The 21,436-nt window shown below is 39.6% G+C and carries 21 protein-coding genes and 1 riboswitch; of the genes, 1 reads left to right on the top strand and 20 read right to left on the bottom strand.

Annotation, left to right across the window (positions count from 1 at the left end; translation table 11 throughout):
* Positions 1-32 precede the first annotated feature (32 nt).
* The 16 genes from NST13_RS02860 to mce all read right to left on the bottom strand — a co-directional run bounded on the left by NST13_RS02860 (position 33) and on the right by mce (position 15,444).
* Positions 33-1,394, bottom strand: a complete 1,362-nt coding sequence (locus NST13_RS02860) for a cobyrinate a,c-diamide synthase (RefSeq protein ID WP_342581809.1) — start codon at positions 1,392-1,394, stop codon at positions 33-35.
* Complete coding sequence (locus NST13_RS02855) at positions 1,394-2,542, bottom strand: cobalamin biosynthesis protein (protein WP_342581363.1); 1,149 nt, start codon at positions 2,540-2,542, stop codon at positions 1,394-1,396. The genes NST13_RS02860 and NST13_RS02855 overlap by 1 nt, the downstream gene beginning before the upstream one ends.
* Complete coding sequence (gene cobM, locus NST13_RS02850) at positions 2,539-3,318, bottom strand: precorrin-4 C(11)-methyltransferase (RefSeq protein ID WP_342469502.1); 780 nt, start codon at positions 3,316-3,318, stop codon at positions 2,539-2,541. The genes NST13_RS02855 and cobM overlap by 4 nt, the downstream gene beginning before the upstream one ends.
* On the bottom strand, positions 3,315-4,019 hold the full coding sequence (gene cobI / locus NST13_RS02845; RefSeq protein WP_342469503.1) for a precorrin-2 C(20)-methyltransferase: 705 nt from the start codon (positions 4,017-4,019) through the stop codon (positions 3,315-3,317). Before cobI ends, cobM begins: the two co-directional genes overlap by 4 nt.
* Positions 4,012-5,220: a precorrin-6y C5,15-methyltransferase (decarboxylating) subunit CbiE gene (gene cbiE / locus NST13_RS02840; protein WP_342469504.1), complete on the bottom strand. Its 1,209-nt coding sequence runs from the start codon at positions 5,218-5,220 to the stop codon at positions 4,012-4,014. The genes cobI and cbiE overlap by 8 nt, the downstream gene beginning before the upstream one ends.
* Positions 5,210-6,319: a cobalt-precorrin-5B (C(1))-methyltransferase gene (locus NST13_RS02835; protein ID WP_342581362.1), complete on the bottom strand. Its 1,110-nt coding sequence runs from the start codon at positions 6,317-6,319 to the stop codon at positions 5,210-5,212. The genes cbiE and NST13_RS02835 overlap by 11 nt, the downstream gene beginning before the upstream one ends.
* Before the next feature lie 5 nt (positions 6,320-6,324).
* A complete protein-coding gene (locus tag NST13_RS02830) occupies positions 6,325-6,963 on the bottom strand; it encodes a precorrin-8X methylmutase (protein WP_342581361.1) in 639 nt (212 codons plus the stop codon).
* Positions 6,960-7,736: a precorrin-6A reductase gene (gene cobK, locus NST13_RS02825; protein ID WP_342581360.1), complete on the bottom strand. Its 777-nt coding sequence runs from the start codon at positions 7,734-7,736 to the stop codon at positions 6,960-6,962. Before cobK ends, NST13_RS02830 begins: the two co-directional genes overlap by 4 nt.
* Positions 7,733-8,665, bottom strand: a complete 933-nt coding sequence (locus NST13_RS02820) for a sirohydrochlorin chelatase (protein WP_342581359.1) — start codon at positions 8,663-8,665, stop codon at positions 7,733-7,735. The genes cobK and NST13_RS02820 overlap by 4 nt, the downstream gene beginning before the upstream one ends.
* A 9-nt stretch (positions 8,666-8,674) precedes the next feature.
* Positions 8,675-10,270, bottom strand: a complete 1,596-nt coding sequence (gene cobJ, locus NST13_RS02815; protein ID WP_342581358.1) for a precorrin-3B C(17)-methyltransferase — start codon at positions 10,268-10,270, stop codon at positions 8,675-8,677.
* Between the two features lie 8 nt (positions 10,271-10,278).
* A complete protein-coding gene (locus NST13_RS02810) occupies positions 10,279-11,133 on the bottom strand; it encodes an ABC transporter ATP-binding protein (protein ID WP_342581357.1) in 855 nt (284 codons plus the stop codon).
* Positions 11,134-11,916, bottom strand: coding sequence for a cobalt ECF transporter T component CbiQ (gene cbiQ, locus NST13_RS02805; RefSeq protein WP_342581356.1), 783 nt, complete (start codon positions 11,914-11,916; stop codon positions 11,134-11,136).
* Positions 11,913-12,206 (bottom strand): energy-coupling factor ABC transporter substrate-binding protein, encoded by a 294-nt coding sequence (locus NST13_RS02800; RefSeq protein ID WP_141600771.1) that lies wholly within the window; start codon positions 12,204-12,206, stop codon positions 11,913-11,915. The genes cbiQ and NST13_RS02800 overlap by 4 nt, the downstream gene beginning before the upstream one ends.
* Positions 12,207-12,956, bottom strand: coding sequence for an energy-coupling factor ABC transporter permease (locus NST13_RS02795; RefSeq protein ID WP_141600772.1), 750 nt, complete (start codon positions 12,954-12,956; stop codon positions 12,207-12,209).
* A 129-nt stretch (positions 12,957-13,085) separates the two neighbouring features.
* A riboswitch (cobalamin riboswitch) is annotated at positions 13,086-13,265 on the bottom strand.
* 215 nt (positions 13,266-13,480) lie between these two features.
* Positions 13,481-15,028: an acyl-CoA carboxylase subunit beta gene (locus NST13_RS02790; RefSeq protein ID WP_342581355.1), complete on the bottom strand. Its 1,548-nt coding sequence runs from the start codon at positions 15,026-15,028 to the stop codon at positions 13,481-13,483.
* Complete coding sequence (mce, locus tag NST13_RS02785; RefSeq protein ID WP_342469514.1) at positions 15,028-15,444, bottom strand: methylmalonyl-CoA epimerase; 417 nt, start codon at positions 15,442-15,444, stop codon at positions 15,028-15,030. The genes NST13_RS02790 and mce overlap by 1 nt, the downstream gene beginning before the upstream one ends.
* Before the next feature lie 125 nt (positions 15,445-15,569).
* Between mce and prli42 the strand changes: the two genes are divergently transcribed.
* Positions 15,570-15,662 carry a stressosome-associated protein Prli42 gene (gene prli42, locus NST13_RS02780; protein ID WP_342469515.1) on the top strand — a complete coding sequence of 31 codons (93 nt, stop codon included), beginning with the start codon at positions 15,570-15,572 and terminating at the stop codon, positions 15,660-15,662.
* Between the two features lie 229 nt (positions 15,663-15,891).
* Here the strand turns inward: prli42 and NST13_RS02775 are convergent, their stop codons facing one another.
* The 4 genes from NST13_RS02775 to NST13_RS02760 all read right to left on the bottom strand — a co-directional run bounded on the left by NST13_RS02775 (position 15,892) and on the right by NST13_RS02760 (position 21,360).
* Complete coding sequence (locus tag NST13_RS02775; protein ID WP_342469516.1) at positions 15,892-16,338, bottom strand: BrxA/BrxB family bacilliredoxin; 447 nt, start codon at positions 16,336-16,338, stop codon at positions 15,892-15,894.
* Positions 16,339-16,439: 101 nt separating this feature from the next.
* Positions 16,440-17,528, bottom strand: a complete 1,089-nt coding sequence (gene meaB / locus NST13_RS02770) for a methylmalonyl Co-A mutase-associated GTPase MeaB (RefSeq protein ID WP_342581354.1) — start codon at positions 17,526-17,528, stop codon at positions 16,440-16,442.
* Positions 17,525-19,672 carry a methylmalonyl-CoA mutase gene (gene scpA, locus NST13_RS02765; RefSeq protein WP_342581353.1) on the bottom strand — a complete coding sequence of 716 codons (2,148 nt, stop codon included), beginning with the start codon at positions 19,670-19,672 and terminating at the stop codon, positions 17,525-17,527. The genes meaB and scpA overlap by 4 nt, the downstream gene beginning before the upstream one ends.
* The gene (locus NST13_RS02760; RefSeq protein ID WP_342581352.1) at positions 19,669-21,360 is read right to left on the bottom strand and encodes a methylmalonyl-CoA mutase family protein; all 1,692 of its coding nucleotides are present in this window, start codon (positions 21,358-21,360) and stop codon (positions 19,669-19,671) included. Before NST13_RS02760 ends, scpA begins: the two co-directional genes overlap by 4 nt.
* Positions 21,361-21,436: the final 76 nt, after the last annotated feature.

The following is a 21,436-nucleotide window of genomic DNA, read 5'->3' as shown; positions in this document are numbered from 1 at the left end:
TGAATTGAAAATTATTTAATAGTATAATAGTTTTATTTCCGTTTCTGTTGTTGATATTTTAAACAAGCATTCAACCAGTTATCGATCAGCTTCGGATTGGATGCGAAATGGAAATGGACATATCCTGCAATTAATGAATGGACAACACAACCATCCTGTTTTTGTCCAAATCGACTTTTCAATGCATAAGCCGGCACCTGCTCTGTATTTGGTATAAAAGTGGAATAATGGAATTCATGGCCTTTTGCCGTCTCTCCTTCTCCCATGAGGAAATTGTTGTTTACTCCAACAATTTCCCGGTAACCAAGAGCTGCAAGTTTAGGTTGCATTATAACGTTTCCATCAATGATCCCAACCATTGGATAGCTTATACCTTCAGTTGACTGGATGGATTTTGTCAAGTACATGAACCCTCCACATTCAGCCACTGTTGGAAGCCCGTTTTCAATCAGTTCTTTAATGGATTGTTTTGAAACTTCATTATTTGCAAGCTGTTCTGCGAATTCTTCGGGAAAGCCCCCGCCAATATATAATCCATCTGCATCTTCAGGTACCGGTTCGTTCGCTAATGGGGAAAAATATTGAATTTCAGCCCCGCGCGATTTAAGTAATTGTATATTTTCTTCGTAATAAAAATTAAAGGCCGCATCCTTTGCAACGGCGATTATTACATTTACCTTTGGATCTTCGTGAAAAATAGAATTTTCAACTTCTTGTAAATTGTTCGTTTCAGAAATGCTTAATAGCCGGTTGAGATCAATGGTTTTTTCTACTTCTTGTGCCAGCGAATCAAAATAAGAATCCAATTCTCCCCTTTCAATAGCCGGAATTAATCCGAGATGCCTGCTTGGCAAATGGAGATCATTGTTTTTCTTCATATAGCCGATTACCGGAATTTTACATTCTTGTTCAATGGCTGTTTTTACAATGTTAAAATGGCCCTCGCTTCCAACTCTGTTGGCAATTACACCAACGATTCGCGATGGTTCATGCAGAGTTTGAAAACCTTTGACAATTGCTGCTGCACTTCTTGCCATGCTTGAGCAATCCACCACCAGCAGAACTGGACTTTCAGTAATGACAGCGATTTCAGCAGCGGATCCGGTATTTTCCAATGGACTTTTGCCATCAAAATACCCCATCACCCCTTCGATAATTGAAATATCTGCATCGCGGCCAGACCGTTCTACAATATCACGGATTACTTCGCGGCTTAACATCCAGCTATCGATATTTCGGGAAACTCGTTTTGTAACGGCAGTATGATAAGATGGATCGATATAATCAGGACCGCATTTAAAACCTTGGACGACTAAATTTCTCTTTTTCAGTGCAGCCATAATTCCGATTGTTAAAGTTGTTTTTCCAACACCGCTCGATGTACCTGCAATCATTACTCTTTTTGCCACGGATAATCCTCCTTATGTTCTAGAACCCCTACAGAAATCGTTACATTGCCGCTTTTCTTTTTGACAAGGACAAGGGAATCCGATTGTAAATACCGTTTCGCTGCTGCTTCACTCACGGAATATGCCCCTGTATATTTATAAACCGTTTCTGATGGTTCTTCGATATGCATTTCATTAAGTTCCTTGGCTGTATACGTACAAAATTCCACTTTTCGTTCTTCCACCACTTTTAATAAACCTTCTTCATCTTTCTTTAAGTCAATGGTGCATATCGCTTTTATACTTTTTGAAGAAAATCCCATCTCAAGCAACGTCTCTTCAATGACTGACTGAATCTCCTCCCCGCTTGTTCCGCGATTACAACCGATGCCTATTACGATCACTTTTGGTCTAAAAATAATACCGCATTGCAATATTGATTTTTCTTCTGGGGCAAGTAAGCGATGCGTGATTATTAAAGCACCGCTTGGCTTCGCATCGATTGCGTCCAAAATTGTCGGATATAACATGATATTTTTCGGTAATGGATGATCATATAACCACCAAGAACGCTCTCCACTTTCCTGCACTATGGCAACTGGTTCTTCGTTGACGACAGCCGCACTTACCTTGGTCAAATGCTCTTCGGAATCCCAAACCCATCCGAATCTGGAGCCAAATAAATCTACGGCGATGGTTTGTTGAACATCAGATGCTGTGGTAATAACGGGATTTGCGTGAAGCAATGCGGCGATTTCTCTCGTTAATTCATTCGCACCTCCTAAATGGCCTGAAAGCACACTGATTACATTTTTACCCCGATCATCGATGACAACGACTGCCGGATCGATTTTTTTATCTTTTAATAGTGGTGCAATCATGCGAACAACTGCACCAAGAGAAATAAACAAAATGAGACCTTTATATTTATAAAAAATGGCTGAAAGCAGAATCCGAACATTGCCATCATATAACTGAATTCCCAGACCCTCTTCATCACCTTTGGCAAACTTATGCGGATAATACAAGTCGCCATTTGGAAAAAGTCCTCTTAATTTTCTCGCAATTTCTGCGCTATGTTTTGTAATCGCTACAATCGCATAATCATTCTTTTGATTGATTTTCGGAATTTCCTCCTCCGCTAGTTGAATCACTTTGAAACTCCTTTCCTATAGCCGTGGGTAAACTCGGCATCGTAAAGTTTCGAACGATAAGAATTCTTTTCATAAATGTTTGGATCTAGTGCCCATCCAGCCAATATCATGGCATGTTTGCGAATGCCATTTTCTTTCATTGCTTCATCAAGTTGAGCAAGTGTCGTTCGAACGATTTTTTGATCTGGCCAAGTAGCTTTTTGAATAACTGCTACAGGCGTATCATCTTGCCAGCCTGCTTCTTTCAATTCCTTCATGATTTTTTTCGTTAAAGTGGCACTGAGGAAAAGAGCGATTGTACAATGATGGCTTGCCAAATCTTTTAATTTTTCTTTTTCCGGCACAGGCGTTCGTCCTTCTGCTCGGGTTAAAATCAGGGTTTGAGTTAATTCGGGAATTGTCAGTTCTGCTTGTACTGCTGCTGCTGAAGCAAAAACTGAACTCACACCCGGAATGATTTCAACTTCAATGCCTTCTTTTTTTAGTAATGCGATTTGTTCTGCAATAGCACCATACATCGATGAATCTCCGGTATGAACACGTGCAACTTTTTTTCCACGGTCCACCCGATCTACAATGATTGATACAATTTCTTCCAAATGCATTCCGCTCGTTTTTATTATTTCTGCTTCTTTCTTTGCTTTGGCAATTAACTCTTCATTCACAAGAGAGTCTGTATAGAGAATACAATCTGATTGTTGCAAAATATGTAAACCCTTCACCGTGATTAAATCGGGATCGCCCGGACCAGCTCCAATAATCCATATTTTTTTCATTTTCGCACCACCATTAACGTTAAATAATTTAAATCCGCACCGTCCAATTCATCGATGCTCCAGATTATTTCTTCTTCAGATGTTACTTTTGTCACTACGTGCGCTTTGTTTTCCAAGCCCAAATCCCGAAGAATTTCCAGCATCAAATCTATGACCTTTGCAACTTTAAGAAATACAACAGCATCATGGGTTTCAATCGCTTTTCTCATTTTATCGACATCATCATTTGCAGGTATAATCGCGACTTGTTCATCACCATCAGCCAGAGGAATGTTTAGACAGGAAGCTGCACCGTTAATAGAGGAAATGCCAGGAACTGCTTGAATTTTGACATCTGGATATTTTTCGCTCATTAACTTCATTAAATGAATAAAAGTGCTATATAATAGCGGATCCCCTTCCGTAACAAACGCCACATCTTTTCCATTGGCAATTTTCCCATAGATTTCATCAACGGCTTTATTCCATTCCCTTTTTAATACTTCTTCATCTTTCGTCATTGGAAATATTAGGCCCAACATTTCCTTTTCTTCAGGCCGTATAAAAACTTCTGCAATTTTGTATGCATAACTTTTTGAACCTCGCATTTTTTTTGGATAAGCAATGACTGGACATTCTTGAAGTGTGCGAAAAGCTTTTAAAGTAATTAATTCAGGATCTCCAGGTCCAACACCTATTCCGTATAGAGTCCCTTTATTCATTTCCATCTTCCTTTCGTTTTGCACTTACAATAAACACGGGATTTAATGGAGCTAACCGGGTCAATGATAAAATCGGTTTACTTCTTGCGATTTGTACTTGGGTAACTTCTGTATGGAATCCTAATCTGTTTAATATCTTGATTGATTCATATAAGTTTTCGATTGTTGCTAGATTTAACACGATGCGTCCATCATTTTTCAACCTTTGACAACATACAGTTAATAATTCCTCCATGTTGCCGCCTGTACCACCAATGAAAATGGCATCCGGATCGGGAAACTCATCAAGGCCTCCCGGCGCTTTTCCGTGTACTACCGTGAAATCCACCCGAAATTTTTTTTGATTACGGAGACAGTTTGCGATGTCTTCTTCATTTTTTTCAATGGCATATATCTTTCCTTCTTTTGCAATTTTCCCAGCTTCAATCGCGACAGAACCGGTGCATGTCCCGATATCCCACACAACGCTTTGTGGGTTTAAATTCAAAGCGCTAACGGATAATACACGAACTTCCTTTTTCGTTATTAATCCTTTTTCCGGCTTTCGTTGATAAAACTCTTCATCTTCAATGCCAAGCGGCCATTTTTTTGCTTCTTGAGTTTGAACTAAAATCACAACATTTAATGGAGAGAAACTGGATTTCTCCATTTCTTCCAACGTCATTTTTCTGCAACGCTCCTCTTCCCCTTGCAAGTTTTCAGCAATATAAGCTTCATACTCAGTCATACCAAACTCTAGCAAATATTTTGCTAGAGTATTTGGGGAATTATTTTCATCTGTTAATATAAACACTTTCTTTTTTCCATCGATTTTTTGAGCAAGACCTTTTATTGGGCGTCCATGTATGCTGACAAAATAGGCATCTTGCCAACTGATTCCAAATTTTGCCGCTGCAAGTTGTATTGAACTGATATAGGGATAGATTTCAACCGGGATTTTTTTTGATAAAAGTCCGCCTATGCCATAAAACAAGGGATCTCCGGAAGCTAGAATCACAATGTTCTGATTCCTTTTTCCAAGTTGTTCAACTATCCTCATTATTTTGGTTTTTAATACGATTTTTTCACCTTTAAAATTTGGGAAAAATGATAAGAGTCTTTCTCCTCCAACAAGAACTTCCGCATTTTCAATCCACTCAATTAATTGGGGATGAAGTCCATGTACACCGTTGTCTCCAATTCCAATCAATTTAATAGGCATCAATATTTTCCGCCTTTCCTAATAATTCTCCATTCATTGAATAAATCGCAGTCGAAACAATCAATCCGCCTTCCACATGTTTAATTACTTCTTTACAGCAATGTTCCGATATTTTGTCAAAAAAGGTCTTGCATCCTAGTTCTCTCATGATTTCCCCAACTTCATTCGCTGTGTTCGCTTGAAGAATTTTTACGATGCTTTCATTTGCAGCTCCACATTCTTTAGCAATGGAAGCAAGAAATTCAAAACTTACTTGAGAACCTTTTGAGTGGAGCATCATCGAACCTCGGGCAAGTTTTGAAAATTTTCCCATCATTCCAACCAAAGAAACTTTTGGAATGCCGATTTTTTTGCAATGTTTCATTGCAAAACCCACAAAATCGCCCATTTCAATAAAAGCAACTTCAGGAAGATCGGAAAACATGCTCATAGCAAATTTTTCGCTTCGTCCACCTGTTGTAAAAACAAGATGCTCACAACCGGATGCTTTGGCCACTGATATAGCTTGTACAATACTTGCCATATAAGCAGCATTAGAAAAAGGAACAACCGTTCCCCTTGTTCCCAATATTGAAATTCCTCCAATGATTCCGAGACGGCTATTTAATGTTTTTTTGGCAATTTCTTCACCATCGGGAACAGAAATGATAACATTTACCCCTTTTTCAATCTCAAAATGTTTTAATACGTTTTCAATTTCCGTTTGAATCATTTTCCGTGGAACGGGATTAATGGCTGCAAGTCCCACTTTAATCGGCAATCCGGGTTTTGTGACCCTGCCTACTCCTTTGCCGCCATCGATAAAAATTTCCCTGTCCTCTCTCCAAGAAACTGTTGCTTGAATAATAGCGCCATGGGTTGCATCAGGATCGTCCCCGCCGTCTTTAATTGTTGAACACGTCACTTCAAAGTCTCCCATGTTGCAATCTTCTATTAGAAATTCAACATCTTTTCCAATTGGCAGATGTATCATTACCCTCTTTTGTACTTGTTTTGTGATTAAAGCAATTAGTGCCGCTTTTGCACAAGCTGTTGCACAAGAACCCGTTGTATAACCTTCCCGTAGTTCAGATGTACTCTTTCTCTTTGTTTTCTGCATTTCCCTTACACCTGATCAGCTAATATTGAAATAGCATTTAAAGCAGCTACGGTTACAGTGCTGCCGCCTTTACGGCCGATATTCGTAATATATGGAATCCCTTCGAGTTTCAACAGCTCCTCCTTCGACTCAGCTGCTGAAACAAAGCCAACAGGCATCCCGATGATTAAGTCAGGTTTTGCAATGCCTTCCTTAACAAGACGAATTAATTCCAACAATGCAGTAGGTGCATTGCCTATTACATATATACCTCCTTCATGTTCACGAGCGGCTTTTCTCATTGACATAATAGCCCGAGTAACTCCCTCTTCTTTCGCTTCTTGTGACACATCTTCATCACTGATATAACAATGCAGATCTCCGCCATATTTTTGGAATCGTTTCCGTCCTGAGCCGCTGACAATCATTTGGACATCGGCAATTACATGTTTTCCTTCCCGGATTGCTTTAACGCCCGCTTCAACAGCACCATGTGAAAATACAACACTTCTTCCTAATTCAAAGTCAGCCGAAGCATGGATGATTCGGCGAACAACTTGCCATTCCATGTCTGAAAAGTGATGTTCTCCCATTTCTTCTTCGATAATGGCAAAACTATAATCATAAATCTTATCCGGATCTACCGTAATCGGTTTAAAATTCATAATGCACCCTCATTTCTTTGATTTTTTATCCAATTTACAATTTCCTCCATTTCACTAAATACATGACCAAATTGTATAATTGGCCTTTTAATGACAATCGTTTCAATCCCAAGTTCCTTTGCAGCTTCTATTTTTTCATCGACCGCACCAACTTTGCCGCTTTCTTTTGTAATCATGAGTGTCACACCGAAATGCTTAAATAAGGCAATATTCAACTCTTTTGAAAAAGGGCCTTGCATTGCCACTATATTTTTTTGGGGGAAGCCGAGCTGCTCGCATTTTTGCATATTATCGATTCGGGGAAGCATTCTGCAAATCACGCGAACATCATTCAGCGGCAATAATTTATTTGCGAAGATTTCCAGCGTTTTACTGCCTGTTGTGAGCATGACAACTCCTTTTTTCTTTGCTGCAAGTTCCGCTGCCTCTTCATAGGATGAAACAAATTTGATAAAATCCTGTTCAAGCTGCAATTTTTCCCTCTCATAGCGGATATAGGGGATATTTAATTGTTCGGCAACCCATTTTGCCGTTTTATGTGCTTCTTCGGCAAAGGGATGACTGGCATCTACAATCATTGTCACCCCGATTTCCCTTGAAAATTCGTACATTTTTTCATAATTTAATCTACCAACTTTTACTTCTATGCCTTTATCAACAAGACTTTTGGCTGCAGATTCTGTTACTACGGTAGCCATTAGGGGGAAGCCTTCCTTTTTTAACAAAACAGCCAATTCACGTGCATCACTTGTCCCAGCAAGAAATAAAATCATGGTTTCACTTCCATTTTTTCATCAAGTTGGACGTTACAACCTTTGTAATCATGATGATGATGTTTATGACCATGGTGATGTTCATGTTCATGCTCATGGTGATGGTGATGGTGGGAAATGAGCCCCTTTTCCATTAACTTTTGAACATTTTGTATATCTTTATCACCGTTCGAATGCCCGGATAATGCTTGTACCATTCGTTCAATAATGACAGATTTTAATCGGGGATGGTATCCAAAATAATGGGCAATTTCAATGTTTATTTCGGGATATTGTTCTTTGAAGCGTTCACAATAGGATTTCATCCGCTCCATTAATATGCCCGTAAATAGAAAATATGGAAGCATGATGATTTTTTTAGCACCAAGCTTTATACATCGTTCAATCCCTTCTTCAACCAATGGTTCTGTCACTCCCATAAAAGCTCCTTCCACTACTTGAACATTTAACTTCTCCCATAGCAGTCTTGTAATCTTGAAAAAATCACCATTGGCATATTCATCGCTTCCTCCCCGGGCAATTAATAAAATGGCTGTATCTTCATGTTTTGCCTGGGTATCAAAACCGATTTCTTGTAGACGTTCCAGTAAAATTTGAAAAATATCTTCATGAATTCCCACAACTTCACCATAAGTAAATTTCACATGGGGATATTTTTCTTGCGCCTCTACAATTTCTGCGGGAATATGAATTTTAGAATGTCCTGCATGGAGCAAGATGATCGGCATTACATAGATTTCACTGGCACCTTTTTCGATGCAAATCTTAATACCTTGAGAAATCGTTGGTTCAGCAAATTCTAAAAAACATGTTTCTACTAGTAGACTTGAATCAATTAATTCTCTTGTTTGCTTTACAAATTCTCTTACTTCTTCATTCCCTGCTTCAAGCTTACTTCCATGTCCTACAAATAAAATAGCTTTCGTCATGTTATCCTCCTAATCTGCACAAGGGATCGGCTGCAAATTGAGCTTTGGCTCATTATCTTGATATTTGTACCCTGCCAGCACTTTTTTCCGTTTAAAATATTTAAATAATCGTTCATTTGGATGAGCATTTTCTTTATATTCAACAATCAGTTTTTCGATTAATTCGACTAATTTTTCAGCTTCCAACCCCTCTTCAATCAATTGACCCGGATGTGCGGTGCGTCCTACCGGTTTTGCACCTAAAAACACATCAAATTTTCCTTTTCGATATACGATTCCGATATCTTCCATAACGGCGTTGTAACATGCCATCCCACATCCATTAATGCCGATTTTTAATTCTTTCGGCACAGCTTTTCCTCCAAATCTCTGTTGCAGCTTTTCAGCGTACGGTATCGAATCCTTTTTTTCACCATCACAAAAATCACAAGCCTTCACCGTAATGACATCTCCTACAGGCATCACCAGCAAACCAACATTTGATAATTGTTCTACAATTTGTTCTGGATGATTAGTTGGAATACTTATCCGCAACTGATGATCCCTTGAATAGTCCATCCTTCCCTCATGACCAACAACTTCAGCCAATAGCTTAAATTGCTCAGGGGTGAATCGTTTATTTGCCACCCCAGGACTTATGGCAAACTCAAAAACTGGTTTATAGTCTGTTTTTTCAACAACGAAATTTGGCTTTCGGTCCAGCATTGCAATTGCTTCGCATGCTAGTTGAAAAGGGGTTTTTTTTGACTCTCTTTTCTTCGATTCCAAATTTTCCAAAGACCAAGGTTCTGCTTCTTTTTTCAATCGTTCATGAGGTTTCAATGGTTGTACCTCGCGATCAAGCGTATATTTTCGTTGATACCCCCTCGGCGTAATCATTAAGTCATCATATACAAATGTGGAGGTGTTTCCAATAATCACTGTTGTGAGCATACCAATCTCGTGTTCCAGCATATTATCCAACGTCGTAATCATAATCGATTGTCTTTCGCGATAAGCACTTTTTACAAGTCCAACCGGTGTATTCGGTGACCGATATTTTAGTAATATCCGTCTTGCTTCCACGATTTGTTTTGTTCTTCTTCCGCTTTTCGGATTGTATAGAGCAATCACAAAATCAGCTGCTGCCGCTGCTTCAAGCCTTTTTTCGATAATTGTCCATGGTGTTAAATGATCACTTAAGCTGATTGTGCATGAATCATGCATAATCGGGGCACCGAGTAGGGAACTACAAGAATTGATGGCAGAAATTCCAGGAATGACTTCCACTTCAACCCCTGACTCTTTATGCCAACCTTGTTCAACGAGTACTTCATAAATGAGACCGGCCATGCCATATACACCGGAATCTCCACTAGAAATGACCGCTACCTGGTGCCCTTCTTCCGCAAGTTTTACCGCAGCCTGTGCACGTGAAACTTCTTCCGTCATCCCAGTACTTATAATTTTTTGTTTGACGTTTAATAAATTTTTTATTAATTCCACATAAGTTTTGTATCCAATGATATAATCACTTGCTTTTATCGCTTCCACTGCCCGAAATGTAATGTGATTAGCGTCCCCTGGACCAAAACCGACAATGTATAGCTTTCCTCTCAAAGACATCACCCCATTTATATTGTTACCTTCAATAAATAATCTTTAAGAATTTCCAATAATTGTTCTTTTGAACGGTAATCAATTGTATGTAAATTCACTCCTCCATTTTTCAATATTTGCGCTATTTCGAATATTATTGATGTTTCCAGATTTGCTTTAGTAATAATATCTTTGTGTTCTTCAAACAGTTGAGAGAAATTACCTTGAAATAACACTTCACTTTGATGCATCACAATTGCTTCGTCAGCCCATTCATAGGCAAAATCAATATCGTGAGTAGAAAGAATAAGCGTTCTCCCATCACGATGAAGTTCATCTAATAGTTTCCTTATTTTCTTTGTGTAATAAATATCCAAAGATGCAGTTGGTTCATCAAAAAGGATGACTTCAGGATCCATAGCAAGCACACCTGCGATGGAAACCCGCTTTTTTTGTCCACCGCTTAAAAAATGAATCGGTTTATCTAACAACTCACCTACGTCTGTCAGAATAATTGCTTTCTCAATTAACGTCTTTCGTTCCCGTTCCGGCAACTTTAAATTATATGGTCCATAACATATGTCATCTCGAACCGTCCCATTAAACAACTGGGTTTCAGGATTTTGAAAAACGATTCCTACCCGACGTCTTAAATTGATCAACTCTTTCCTCGAATAGGTTAATGGTTGTCCATCGATGCAAATTGTGCCGGATGTTGGTTTTAACAACCCATTTAAATGCAATAATAATGTGGACTTTCCTGCACCATTGCTGCCTAAAAGAGCAATTTTTTTCCCTCGTTCAATTCGTAGATTGATATTTTTTAAAGCCTCAGTCCCATCTTCATAACGGTAGTACACTTCGCTCAGTTCGAAAATAGTAGTACTCATTCAACCAGCTCTCCCAACGGTGAAATTAAAAGCGATAATTAATATACTGATTAACATAATGAATATCCAACGGCTTCTTGAAAATGGAATTGTTCTTGCAATAACAGCCATATAACCATTTAAACTTCTTGCATTGACTGCGTTGTTTAAATCTTTCATTTCATGGAATACCTTAACAAATAAAGCGCTAATAATAAGTCCAATCGACTTGATCGTTTTGATAAATGAACCATGTCCCAACCTTGCTTTTTGTGCAAGAAATATTGTCCTGCTTGAATCCAGAAATAAAAATATAAATCGATAGATTAATGCGATTAAATCCAACAAAACCTGCGGAACTTTCAAGCACTGTAAACCAAACAGAACATCCTGAATGGTTGTCGTTAAGATTAAGAAGTACAAGCAACTGATACTCGATAAGGAAACAGAAAATAAAGTCAAGGCCTTTTCAATACTTTCCTTCATGATTGAAATAACAACGGGACCAATGATGGATTGAAAAATTGCTCCTTCTAAAGGGCTTTCGGTAAAGCTAAGTAAAATAACCAGTATACTTGATAATAAAAAAGCGACAGGAATTAACAATAACTTCCAATATATACGAACAGGAATTTTGCCAAAAATTATGGTAATCACAACCATGATGAAAAATATGAATAAAGACGTGTATATATTTTGAAACAGGATATTAAGTATTAAAGGAATCAATGCAAATACTATTTTTTCAATCGGATGTATGTTTCTTAATGGTGAATGATAAGCGTAAAATTCCAGCATTCTCATTTCGGTATCTCAGCATTTCCGCCCCTATTCCGGCCTCTCATATATCCTATAAAATAACCGATAAACCCAGCACCGGCAGCTCCTTGCAAGACGAATAATAAACTTTCGATTTCACCACTAGGAGGTTCCCATATACTAGAAAACCAAGGTTTATAGGATTCGTTCAGCTCTGTGATCAATTCTTCCGCTTCCCCGTCTGCACCGCCGTATTCTGCATTTCCATTGAAAATCAGCGGAATGCAAATCAAAGCTATCGTAATAAATAAGATAAATGCGTTATTTTTTAACATCTATTTCGCCTCCTGAGTTTTGTTTAACACTTGAAGCAACTTTAATTCATTTACGTTATATTTCACCAAGAAATTCATCACCATGACTGAAAGCAACCCTTCTACAATCGCTAAAGGAATTTGAGTAATTGCAAAGACGCTAGCGAATTTGACAAATGAAGCAAATATACCACCCACTTCAGAGGGAAAAGCAAGTGCAAGTTGAATAGATGTAATAACGTAAGTGCCTAAATCAGCTAATGAGGCAGCCAAAAAGACTGCAAATGTAAACGTTAGACCGATCTTTTGCGCCCCCTTAAATACTCCATATGCAATAAAAGGACCGGCAACAGCCATAGAAAATGCATTGGCACCAAGCGTCGTTAACCCCCCATGCGCCAATAGCAATGATTGAAACAGCAAAACAATACTACCTAGAACACTCATTACAAAAGGTCCAAATAAAATCGTTCCTAAACCCACCCCGGTAGGATGAGAACAACTCCCTGTAACGGAAGGAATTTTTAAAGCGGATAAAACGAATGCGAATGCTCCGGATAAACCCAGCAATAATTTTGTCTCAGAATGAACCTTTATAAGATTGCTTATATTCTTTAACCCTATTATTAGAAAAGGTAATGTTACGAGCCACCAAAAGACAGCCCATTCTGCCGGCAAAAAACCTTCCATGATGTGCATAGCAAAGGCAGGCTTAGGAACCAACAACAATAATGCTAAAAAATAAATTGGCTTTTTAAACGAAATGTTCATAAAAACCCTCCTAAAAAAATATATGAATAATAAAAAAACACTGCTAAATTAGCAGTGTCCCACAATAAGGCATAACGATACGCATAATGCTAGTATGATGCCTATTCGTGTACCTATCCTCGTAGGACACTACCATCCACTCCATACGGCAGGTCTCCTGGCTTAGATTCATCGCTCCAAAATCGCCTTCCCATTTTCACAGTGGCATTTGATTTTGAGCTCCTCTTCACAGTGGCGGGACCGCACTAGATTTTCACTAGTTTCCCTATTAAGCTAATTTTCATTAGCACCGTATGGAATATTCAATTGTTGAAATTTAATAGTATTGTAGCATATAGATTCAAAAATTTCTATATCTTTCTAAATAGAATTAAAAATTTGACAACTCATTTTTTCTTTCAGCCATTACAAAATTAAGATTTTTGCTTTCTTTTGTATCAAAATAGATAGCCTATTTAAAATTTTTAGAAAAAAGTAGTACAAACCGGGATTGGCCTGTACTACAAATGTTCGTATTCATTGGATTATAGCGGAATATTTCCGTGTTTTTTCTTAGGTCTTGATTCTTCTTTATTTTCAAGCATTTCTAATCCTTGAATTAACTTAATGCGCGTTTCTCTTGGATCGATGACGTCATCCACCATTCCAAGTGAAGCAGCAACGTAAGGATTTGCGAATTTTTCTTTATATTCTTCAATTTTTTCTTGGCGTGTTTTTTCTGGATCTGGGGAATTGGCAATTTCGTTTGCAAAAATGATATTTGCCGCACCAGCAGCACCCATTACAGCGATTTCTGCATTTGGCCAAGCAAATACTAGGTCGGCTCCGATTGATTTGGAGTTCAATGCCACGTATGCGCCACCGTATGCTTTACGTAAAATGACCGTAATTTTTGGTACAGTCGCTTCAGAGTAAGCGTACAAGATTTTTGCACCGTGACGGATGATACCGCCGTGTTCTTGTTTAACGCCTGGGAAGAATCCGGATACGTCTTCAAATGTGATGATTGGAATATTGAATGCATCGCAAGTGCGAATGAATCTGGACGCTTTGTCGGATGAATCGATATCAAGTCCTCCAGCTAAAGCTTTAGGCTGGTTACATACAAGCCCTACTGAATAACCTCCAATGCGTGCAAATCCAACAACGATGTTTTTCGCAAATTCTGAATGCACTTCCATGAAGGAACCTTCATCCACCACTTGCTCAATTACTTTACGAACATCATATGGACGAGTTGGTTCGATTGGCACAACGTCAATTAATTCAGGACGCCAATCATCGCCTTCCGGACGTGGCAAGCGAGGTGCTTTTTCTTTATAGCTTTGCGGTAAGTAGCTTAACAATCTTCTGATTTGTTGGATTGCTTCTTCTTCGGATGGTGCACGGAAATGAGCGTTACCGCTGATGGAGTTATGCACTTTTGAACCGCCTAAATCTTCTGACGAAATTTTTTCTCCTGTTACCGCTTCAATTACTTTTGGTCCTGTAATGAACATTTGGGATGTTTTATCCACCATTAAAATAAAGTCTGTAATCGCTGGAGAATATACTGCCCCACCAGCACAAGGACCCATGATGACGGAAATTTGCGGAATCACTCCGGAATAAATGGAGTTGCGATAGAAAATATGACCATATCCGTCCAATGAAAGTACCCCTTCTTGGATGCGGGCACCACCAGAGTCGTTGATACCGATGAATGGCGCACCGTTTTTAGCAGCCAAATCCATCACTGTCGCAATTTTTTTCGCATGCATTTCACCTAGTGCTCCACCAAACACTGTGAAATCCTGAGCAAATAAGTATACAGGGCGTCCATTGACTTTACCATAACCTGTTACAACCCCGTCACCAGGTCCTTTTTGTTCGCCCAAGCCGAAATCCGTTACACGGTGCTCGATGAAAGGATTAATTTCCACGAATGTGCCTTCATCCAGCAATAATTCAATACGTTCGCGGGCAGTAAGTTTTCCTTTTTCATGCTGTTTGGCAATACGTTTGTCGCCACCGCCTAAATAAATCTCTCTTTTTCGGTCATACATTTCATCAATTTTGTCTAACATGTCCATTATTCATTAACCCCTTTTCCACTTTTTTCATATAGTTCATATAAAACTCCAAAACTGTCTTTTGGATGAATGAAACATGCTTCTGCCCCACCGGCAGCTGGAATTGGTTCTTCAGAAAGAAGACGTACTCCCTTTTCTTTTAATTCCGCCATTTTTTCGCGAATATTATCAACTTTGAAACAAATGTGCTGAATTCCTTCGCCGCGTTTTTCAATATGATTATAAATTGCTCCTTTTTCGCTTAACGGTTGCAACAATTCAATATGGACGTTACCGGCATCAATGAATGCCACACGCACATTTTGTGTTGGAACCTCTTCGATTCTTTCTAGTTTTAAACCTAACACTTCAGTATAATATTTCACTGATTCGTCTAGGTTTTTGACGGCTATACCTATATGATCGATATTTTCCATGATGACACCCCTTCTGTTATAGTACATAACCTATTGTAGCGAATTTGCGAAAATTACGCTACGTACTTGAGAAATTTTTCAAATTTGATAAACTAAAAATATGAAAAAAAGGAGAGAGCGAGAAAATGAGCAATAAAAAAATTCAAAAAGTGGTCGTATATGCGATGATTGCAATTATGTTACTCTCAACATTGGCATTCGGATTGTCATTTTTCTAATAACCGGTAGCGATTACAAGTCAGTAATCGCTATTTTTTATTTCAAAAAAATTTTCCTCAACCATCTTTATACTGTATCACAACAGATCTATTTAAAAATTTTCCGTAAAATAATAAAATTATATGATTTCTGAAAATAGAGGACGCTTTTTCAAGAAAAATTACAAAATGCAGAATCCGCAATACTATTATTAAGAACATTTAGTATGCGGATTCTTTAATTGTTACATTAGACTTCGTCGCAATATTCCTCAAAATAAGCCTGCAAATTGGTAATGACAGACATTACATCATGCCCTTCAATCTCATGACGGCCGATATCCGCCACCACTTTGCCGTCTTTTAATAGAACAAAAGCCGGGGATGAAGGGATATGCTCTTCACCGAAATGCGCACGTGCCGCTGCTGTCGCTTCTTTATCTTGTCCCGCGAAAACGGTCACTAGATGATCAGGGCGTTTATCGTAATGAATTGCATTTGCTGCCGCTGGACGGGCGATGCCACCCGCGCAACCGCATACAGAGTTGATCATGACAAGGGTTGTTCCAGGACGTGCAAAGGCTTTTTCCACCTCTTCAGGCGTTCTTAATTGCTCATATCCCGCACTCTCTATTTCCGCACGGGCTGTTCTGATAATTTCCTGCATAAATAAATCGTAATCCATCATGTCATTCATTCTCCTTTCAACTATACATTTTAGCATAGAGGACTAAAGAGGTCATTGCAAATAAGAAAAGGAAGAACTGAAATGATCTTTCCATGGATTACGGTTTAATATCACCCAAAATCCGGAAATAATTGATGAATTCCTTGAGTAACCGTCAGTTTTCCTTGCAAAATTTCTTCTTCCAATTGCTTGACCAATTCTTTGTTTTCTTTCTTTCCGAAAAACGAATCGATTAAATGGTCATGAATCATGGAATAGAACCAATCGCTAGTCTGTTCCCTTCTTCTCGTATACCAATAACCGGATTCCTTCATTTGTTTTTCGAAGGATAATATCATTTCCCAAACTTCTTTTAATCCGGTTTTTTCATAGGAAGAGACAGCAAGGGCCTGGGATTCCCAACCAGGAGTGGATGGTTGCAAGAAATGCAAAATTTTCCGGTATTCCCGAACCGTATTTTTCGCTTTCTCCACATTGTCTCCATCCGCTTTATGGACAACAATTCCATCCGCCAATTCCATAATCCCTTTTTTCATTCCTTGCAGTTCGTCCCCTGCTCCGGTCAAAACAAGCAGAAGGAAAAAGTCCACCATTCCGCGCACATAGGTCTCACTTTGCCCTACTCCGACCGTTTCAATGAGGATCACGTCATATCCTGCCGCTTCGCATAGCAGCATCGTTTCTCTCGTTTTCTTATGCACACCGCCAAGAGTGCCGGCGCTTGGAGATGGGCGAACGAAAGCATTTTCATGCCGGCTCAAATTTTCCATCCGCGTTTTATCCCCTAAAACGCTTCCGCCGGAGATGCTGGAACTCGGGTCAATGGCAAGGACTGCGACCCTTTTTCCCATGTTGCAGAGCATTGTGCCGAAAGCTTCAATAAAAGTGCTTTTTCCTGCTCCTGGAACGCCGGTGATGCCGATCCGTACACTATTGCCTGTATAGGGGAGCAGCTCTTGCAACAGTTGTTGGGCCATAATTTTATGTTCCGGATTGGAGCTTTCGATCAATGTGATCGCTTTGGAAAGAGAAGTGCGCTTTGCTTCGCGCACTTCACCCGCTAATTGTTGTATATCAATTTGCTGTTTTTGCTTTTTACGAAACTTTTTTGGGGCGACATAAGTCATCCCGTCATGTTTGCTTTCAACGCCTTTCATGACATTCAAAGCAGTCTCTTCAGCGTTCTTTTCCTCCATCATTCGGACACTTCCTCATATCCTAAGCGTCGATAAATTTCTCCAATGATCTTAATGGCAGCGACAGGAATCACTGTACCTGGTCCGAAAATCGCAGATACGCCATTTTCATACAGGAATTCATAATCTTGTGCAGGGATTACTCCGCCGACAACGACGATGATGTCTTCTCTGCCCAATTTTTTCAATTCCTCTATCAATTCCGGCACTAATGTTTTGTGACCTGCTGCCAATGAAGACACACCTACGCAATGAACGTCATTTTCCACCGCCATTTGGGCCGCTTCTTGCGGAGTCAGGAATAATGGAGAAATATCCACATCGAAACCAAGATCCGCATAACCTGTTGCAACGACTTTCGCACCGCGGTCATGTCCGTCTTGTCCCATTTTGGCAATCAGGATCCGTGGACGACGGCCTTCATTTTCCAAGAATTCTTCCGTCATTTGTTTTACTTGTTCAATCAACTCATTGTCGGAGAAGTTGGATGAATATACGCCGGAAATAGAGCGGATCACCGCTTGGTGTCTTCCGCACACTTTTTCGATGGCGTCGGAAATTTCTCCAAGTGTCGCACGGGCTCTTGCTGCATCTACAGCAACCGCAAGCAGATTTTCTTCTCCTGTGGCAGCCGCTTTTGTTAGGCGCTCAAGATGTCTTTGCACTTCTTCTTCATTTCTTTCTGCCTTAATTTTATTAATACGTTCAATTTGTTTTTGACGTACAAGGGTATTATCGATATCCAAAATATCGATTGGTTCTTCGTAGTCTAGCGTATATTTGTTCACGCCGACGATCGTTTCCACTTTTGAATCGATTTTTGCTTGGCGTTTGGCGGCAGATTCTTCCACTTTCATTTTTGGTAAGCCTGTTTCGATGGCTTTTGCCATGCCGCCAAGGTCTTCGATTTCTTTAATTAATTCCCAAGCGCGTTTTGTCAACTCATCTGTCAATTTTTCAACATAGTAAGAACCGCCCCATGGATCGATGACTTTTGTCATCAATGTTTCTTCTTGCAAGAATAATTGCGTATTGCGGGCAATGCGGGCTGAGAAGTCTGTTGGCAACGCAATCGCTTCATCAAGGGCGTTTGTATGCAAGCTTTGCGTATGGCCCATTGCCGCAGCATTGGCTTCAATCAACGTACGTGTCACGTTGTTGAATGGATCTTGTTCTGTCAAAGACCAGCCGGAAGTTTGGGAGTGAGTTCTAAGTGCCAAACTTTTTGGATTTTTCGGATTGAATGTGCTCATCATTTGGGCCCAAATGCGGCGAGCGGCACGCATTTTCGCCACTTCCATGAAGTAGTTCATACCGATTCCCCAGAAGAAAGATAGTCTTGGTGCGAAGGAATCGATATCAATGCCAGCTTTTAAACCAGTTCGAACATATTCAAGTCCGTCTGCCAACGTGTAAGCCAACTCGATATCTGCTGTAGCCCCGGCTTCTTGGATATGATATCCGGAAATGGATATTGAGTTGAATTTTGGCATAAATTTACTAGTATACTCGAAAATATCCGCAATGATTTTCATTGACATTTCAGGAGGATATATGTACGTATTACGCACCATATACTCTTTCAAAATGTCGTTTTGGATTGTACCGGCAAGTTTTTCCGGTGTGACTCCCTGCTCTTCGGCCGCTACAATGTAGAAGGCCATAATCGGAATAACCGCCCCGTTCATTGTCATGGAAACGGACATTTGATCCAATGGAATACCGTCAAATAAAATTTTCATATCTTCAACGGAGTCGATTGCAACGCCCGCTTTCCCAACGTCCCCTTTTACGCGGGGATGATCGGAGTCGTAACCGCGGTGAGTAGGCAAGTCAAAGGCAACAGATAGACCTTTTTGCCCCATCGCCAGATTTCTGCGATAGAAAGCATTGGATTCTTCCGCTGTAGAGAATCCGGCATATTGGCGGACTGTCCAAGGACGGGCTACATACATTGTCGGATATGGTCCGCGAGTATTCGGAGCGATACCAGGGAAATCTTTCAAATGTTTCGCTTCTTTGATGTCATCATTAGAATAAAATTCTTTCACTTCAATTCCTTCGTTTGTTGTGAAGGTATGGGAAGGTTGAAGTTGTTCATTGTCCAATATTTCATGTATATTCACTGATTCAAAGTTGGCTTTCATCGTTGTACCTCCTTCAAGCTTTCAAGAAGTGCAGTGAGCTTCTCCACAATATTTTGGCCGAGATAGATAAATCCGTTTAATCCTTTAGATAGCCATTCTTGTTCCTCTTCAGGGAATTTGCCTGCAACATCCAAAATGACACTTTCTTTTTTGCCTTCCAATAAAGCAGGCACGATTTCTTTTGTTTGGTCATTTGTTGCGGCGATGACTACATAATCAGCATCCGTTTGTTGCAACCAATTTTTTGCTTCTTCAATGGATTCGATTTCTCCGGATTCCACTGGCACAACTCCGGCAGTCGCAAAGAATCCTTCCACAAAATCGGCACGAGGTTTGAAGTCTTTTAATTTTCCGAAAGTTAAGATGCCGATTTTTGGATTCGCTTTTGCGTATTGTTCACGGAGTGTTTCAAACGGCACAGCAAGTCGCTTAATGTCGGCATAAAGCGGATTTGTTTCCGTTTGCAGTTCATCCGCAGGGTTTGCATAAATGTTTGTACCAATTAATGAATGTTTTCTCGTTTCCACTTGTTGGATACGTGTTTTGTAAACTTCTTCTAATGCTGATTGAAGTTTTCCGGATTTTTCGAACTCGTCGATGCCGCCTGCTTCTTGAATTTGAAGGAATAATTCCCAAGCTTTTTCCACATATTCTCTCGTCAATGTTTCAATGAAATAAGAACCGCCTGCAGGATCCAATACATCATCCACAAAAGATTCTTCTTTTAACACCAATACAACGTTTCTGGCAATACGGATGGATTGATCCGTAGGTTTAGTCAATACATCATATGGGTAAACAGTAATTGCATCCGCACCGCCAATCAATGCGGCAAATGCCTCGTTGCCGGCACGCAATAAATTCACGTAAATATCGTATTTTGAGAAACTGCGTAGAGACGTTTCAGCAAGTACCGGAACCGGAACGGCCTCTGCGTTGTAAGCCTTTGCAAAAGCTTTCCATAAAACTTTAAAGGCTCTCAATTTTGCGATTTCTTGGAAAAAGTGCGTATCAATGGCGAAATGAACGAAAAATTTATTGGCAAAGGATTCAAAGGATTCAGACTTCTCCGCATACTTTGCAGCCTGAGCTAAACTAAGAGCCAATTCCTGCACAACATGCGCGCCTTCATAATGGTATGGAACCGTGTCAGCCGCAAATGTGCGCACATTCGGATAACCTTCAAGTTCAACTGCATCTTTTGCAATAACATAACCTTTTACTTTTTCCCGATCCGCTTCAGGAATTTTTGAGAATACATCTAAAATGCGGTCACTTTCGACAAGCAATTTAAATGGAGTTTCCACCAAGTATTTCGCAAGTTTGTTTAAATTTTCATCATTCCACTCAAGCACTCTGCTATCGATTGTAATGATGCCGTTTCCTCTTTTGACACTGTCTTTCAAACGGTCAAAAAATTGTTCTTCATTATCCCCGTAAATAGTTTGAGCCGCTTGTACAGAATCGGATGCTTTTAAAGAACGGATTGTGGAAACTTGTTTTTCCAATTCATCCCCCAATTTTTCTATTAACATTTCTTGTGTATACAACGGTTGTAAAGTGATTCCCTCGATTGTCTTCGTGAAAAGTGATTCAAATGGCTTCCCCTTTAATGACTTTATTGCTGTTTCTTTCCACTCGTCATAACTAACAGCAGGAAATTCAATTTCATTCATGTTGTTTGACATAGTTGTCGCTAAACAGCTTCCCCCTTTTTTCTTTTATTATAATTTTTATAATTCTTATAATACATTAGAAACCTTG

It is taken from the genome of Ureibacillus sp. FSL W7-1570 (assembly GCF_038593265.1).
Classification (GTDB): Bacteria; Bacillota; Bacilli; order Bacillales_A; family Planococcaceae; genus Ureibacillus; species Ureibacillus suwonensis.
This window is presented reverse-complemented; position numbering and strand designations above follow the sequence as displayed.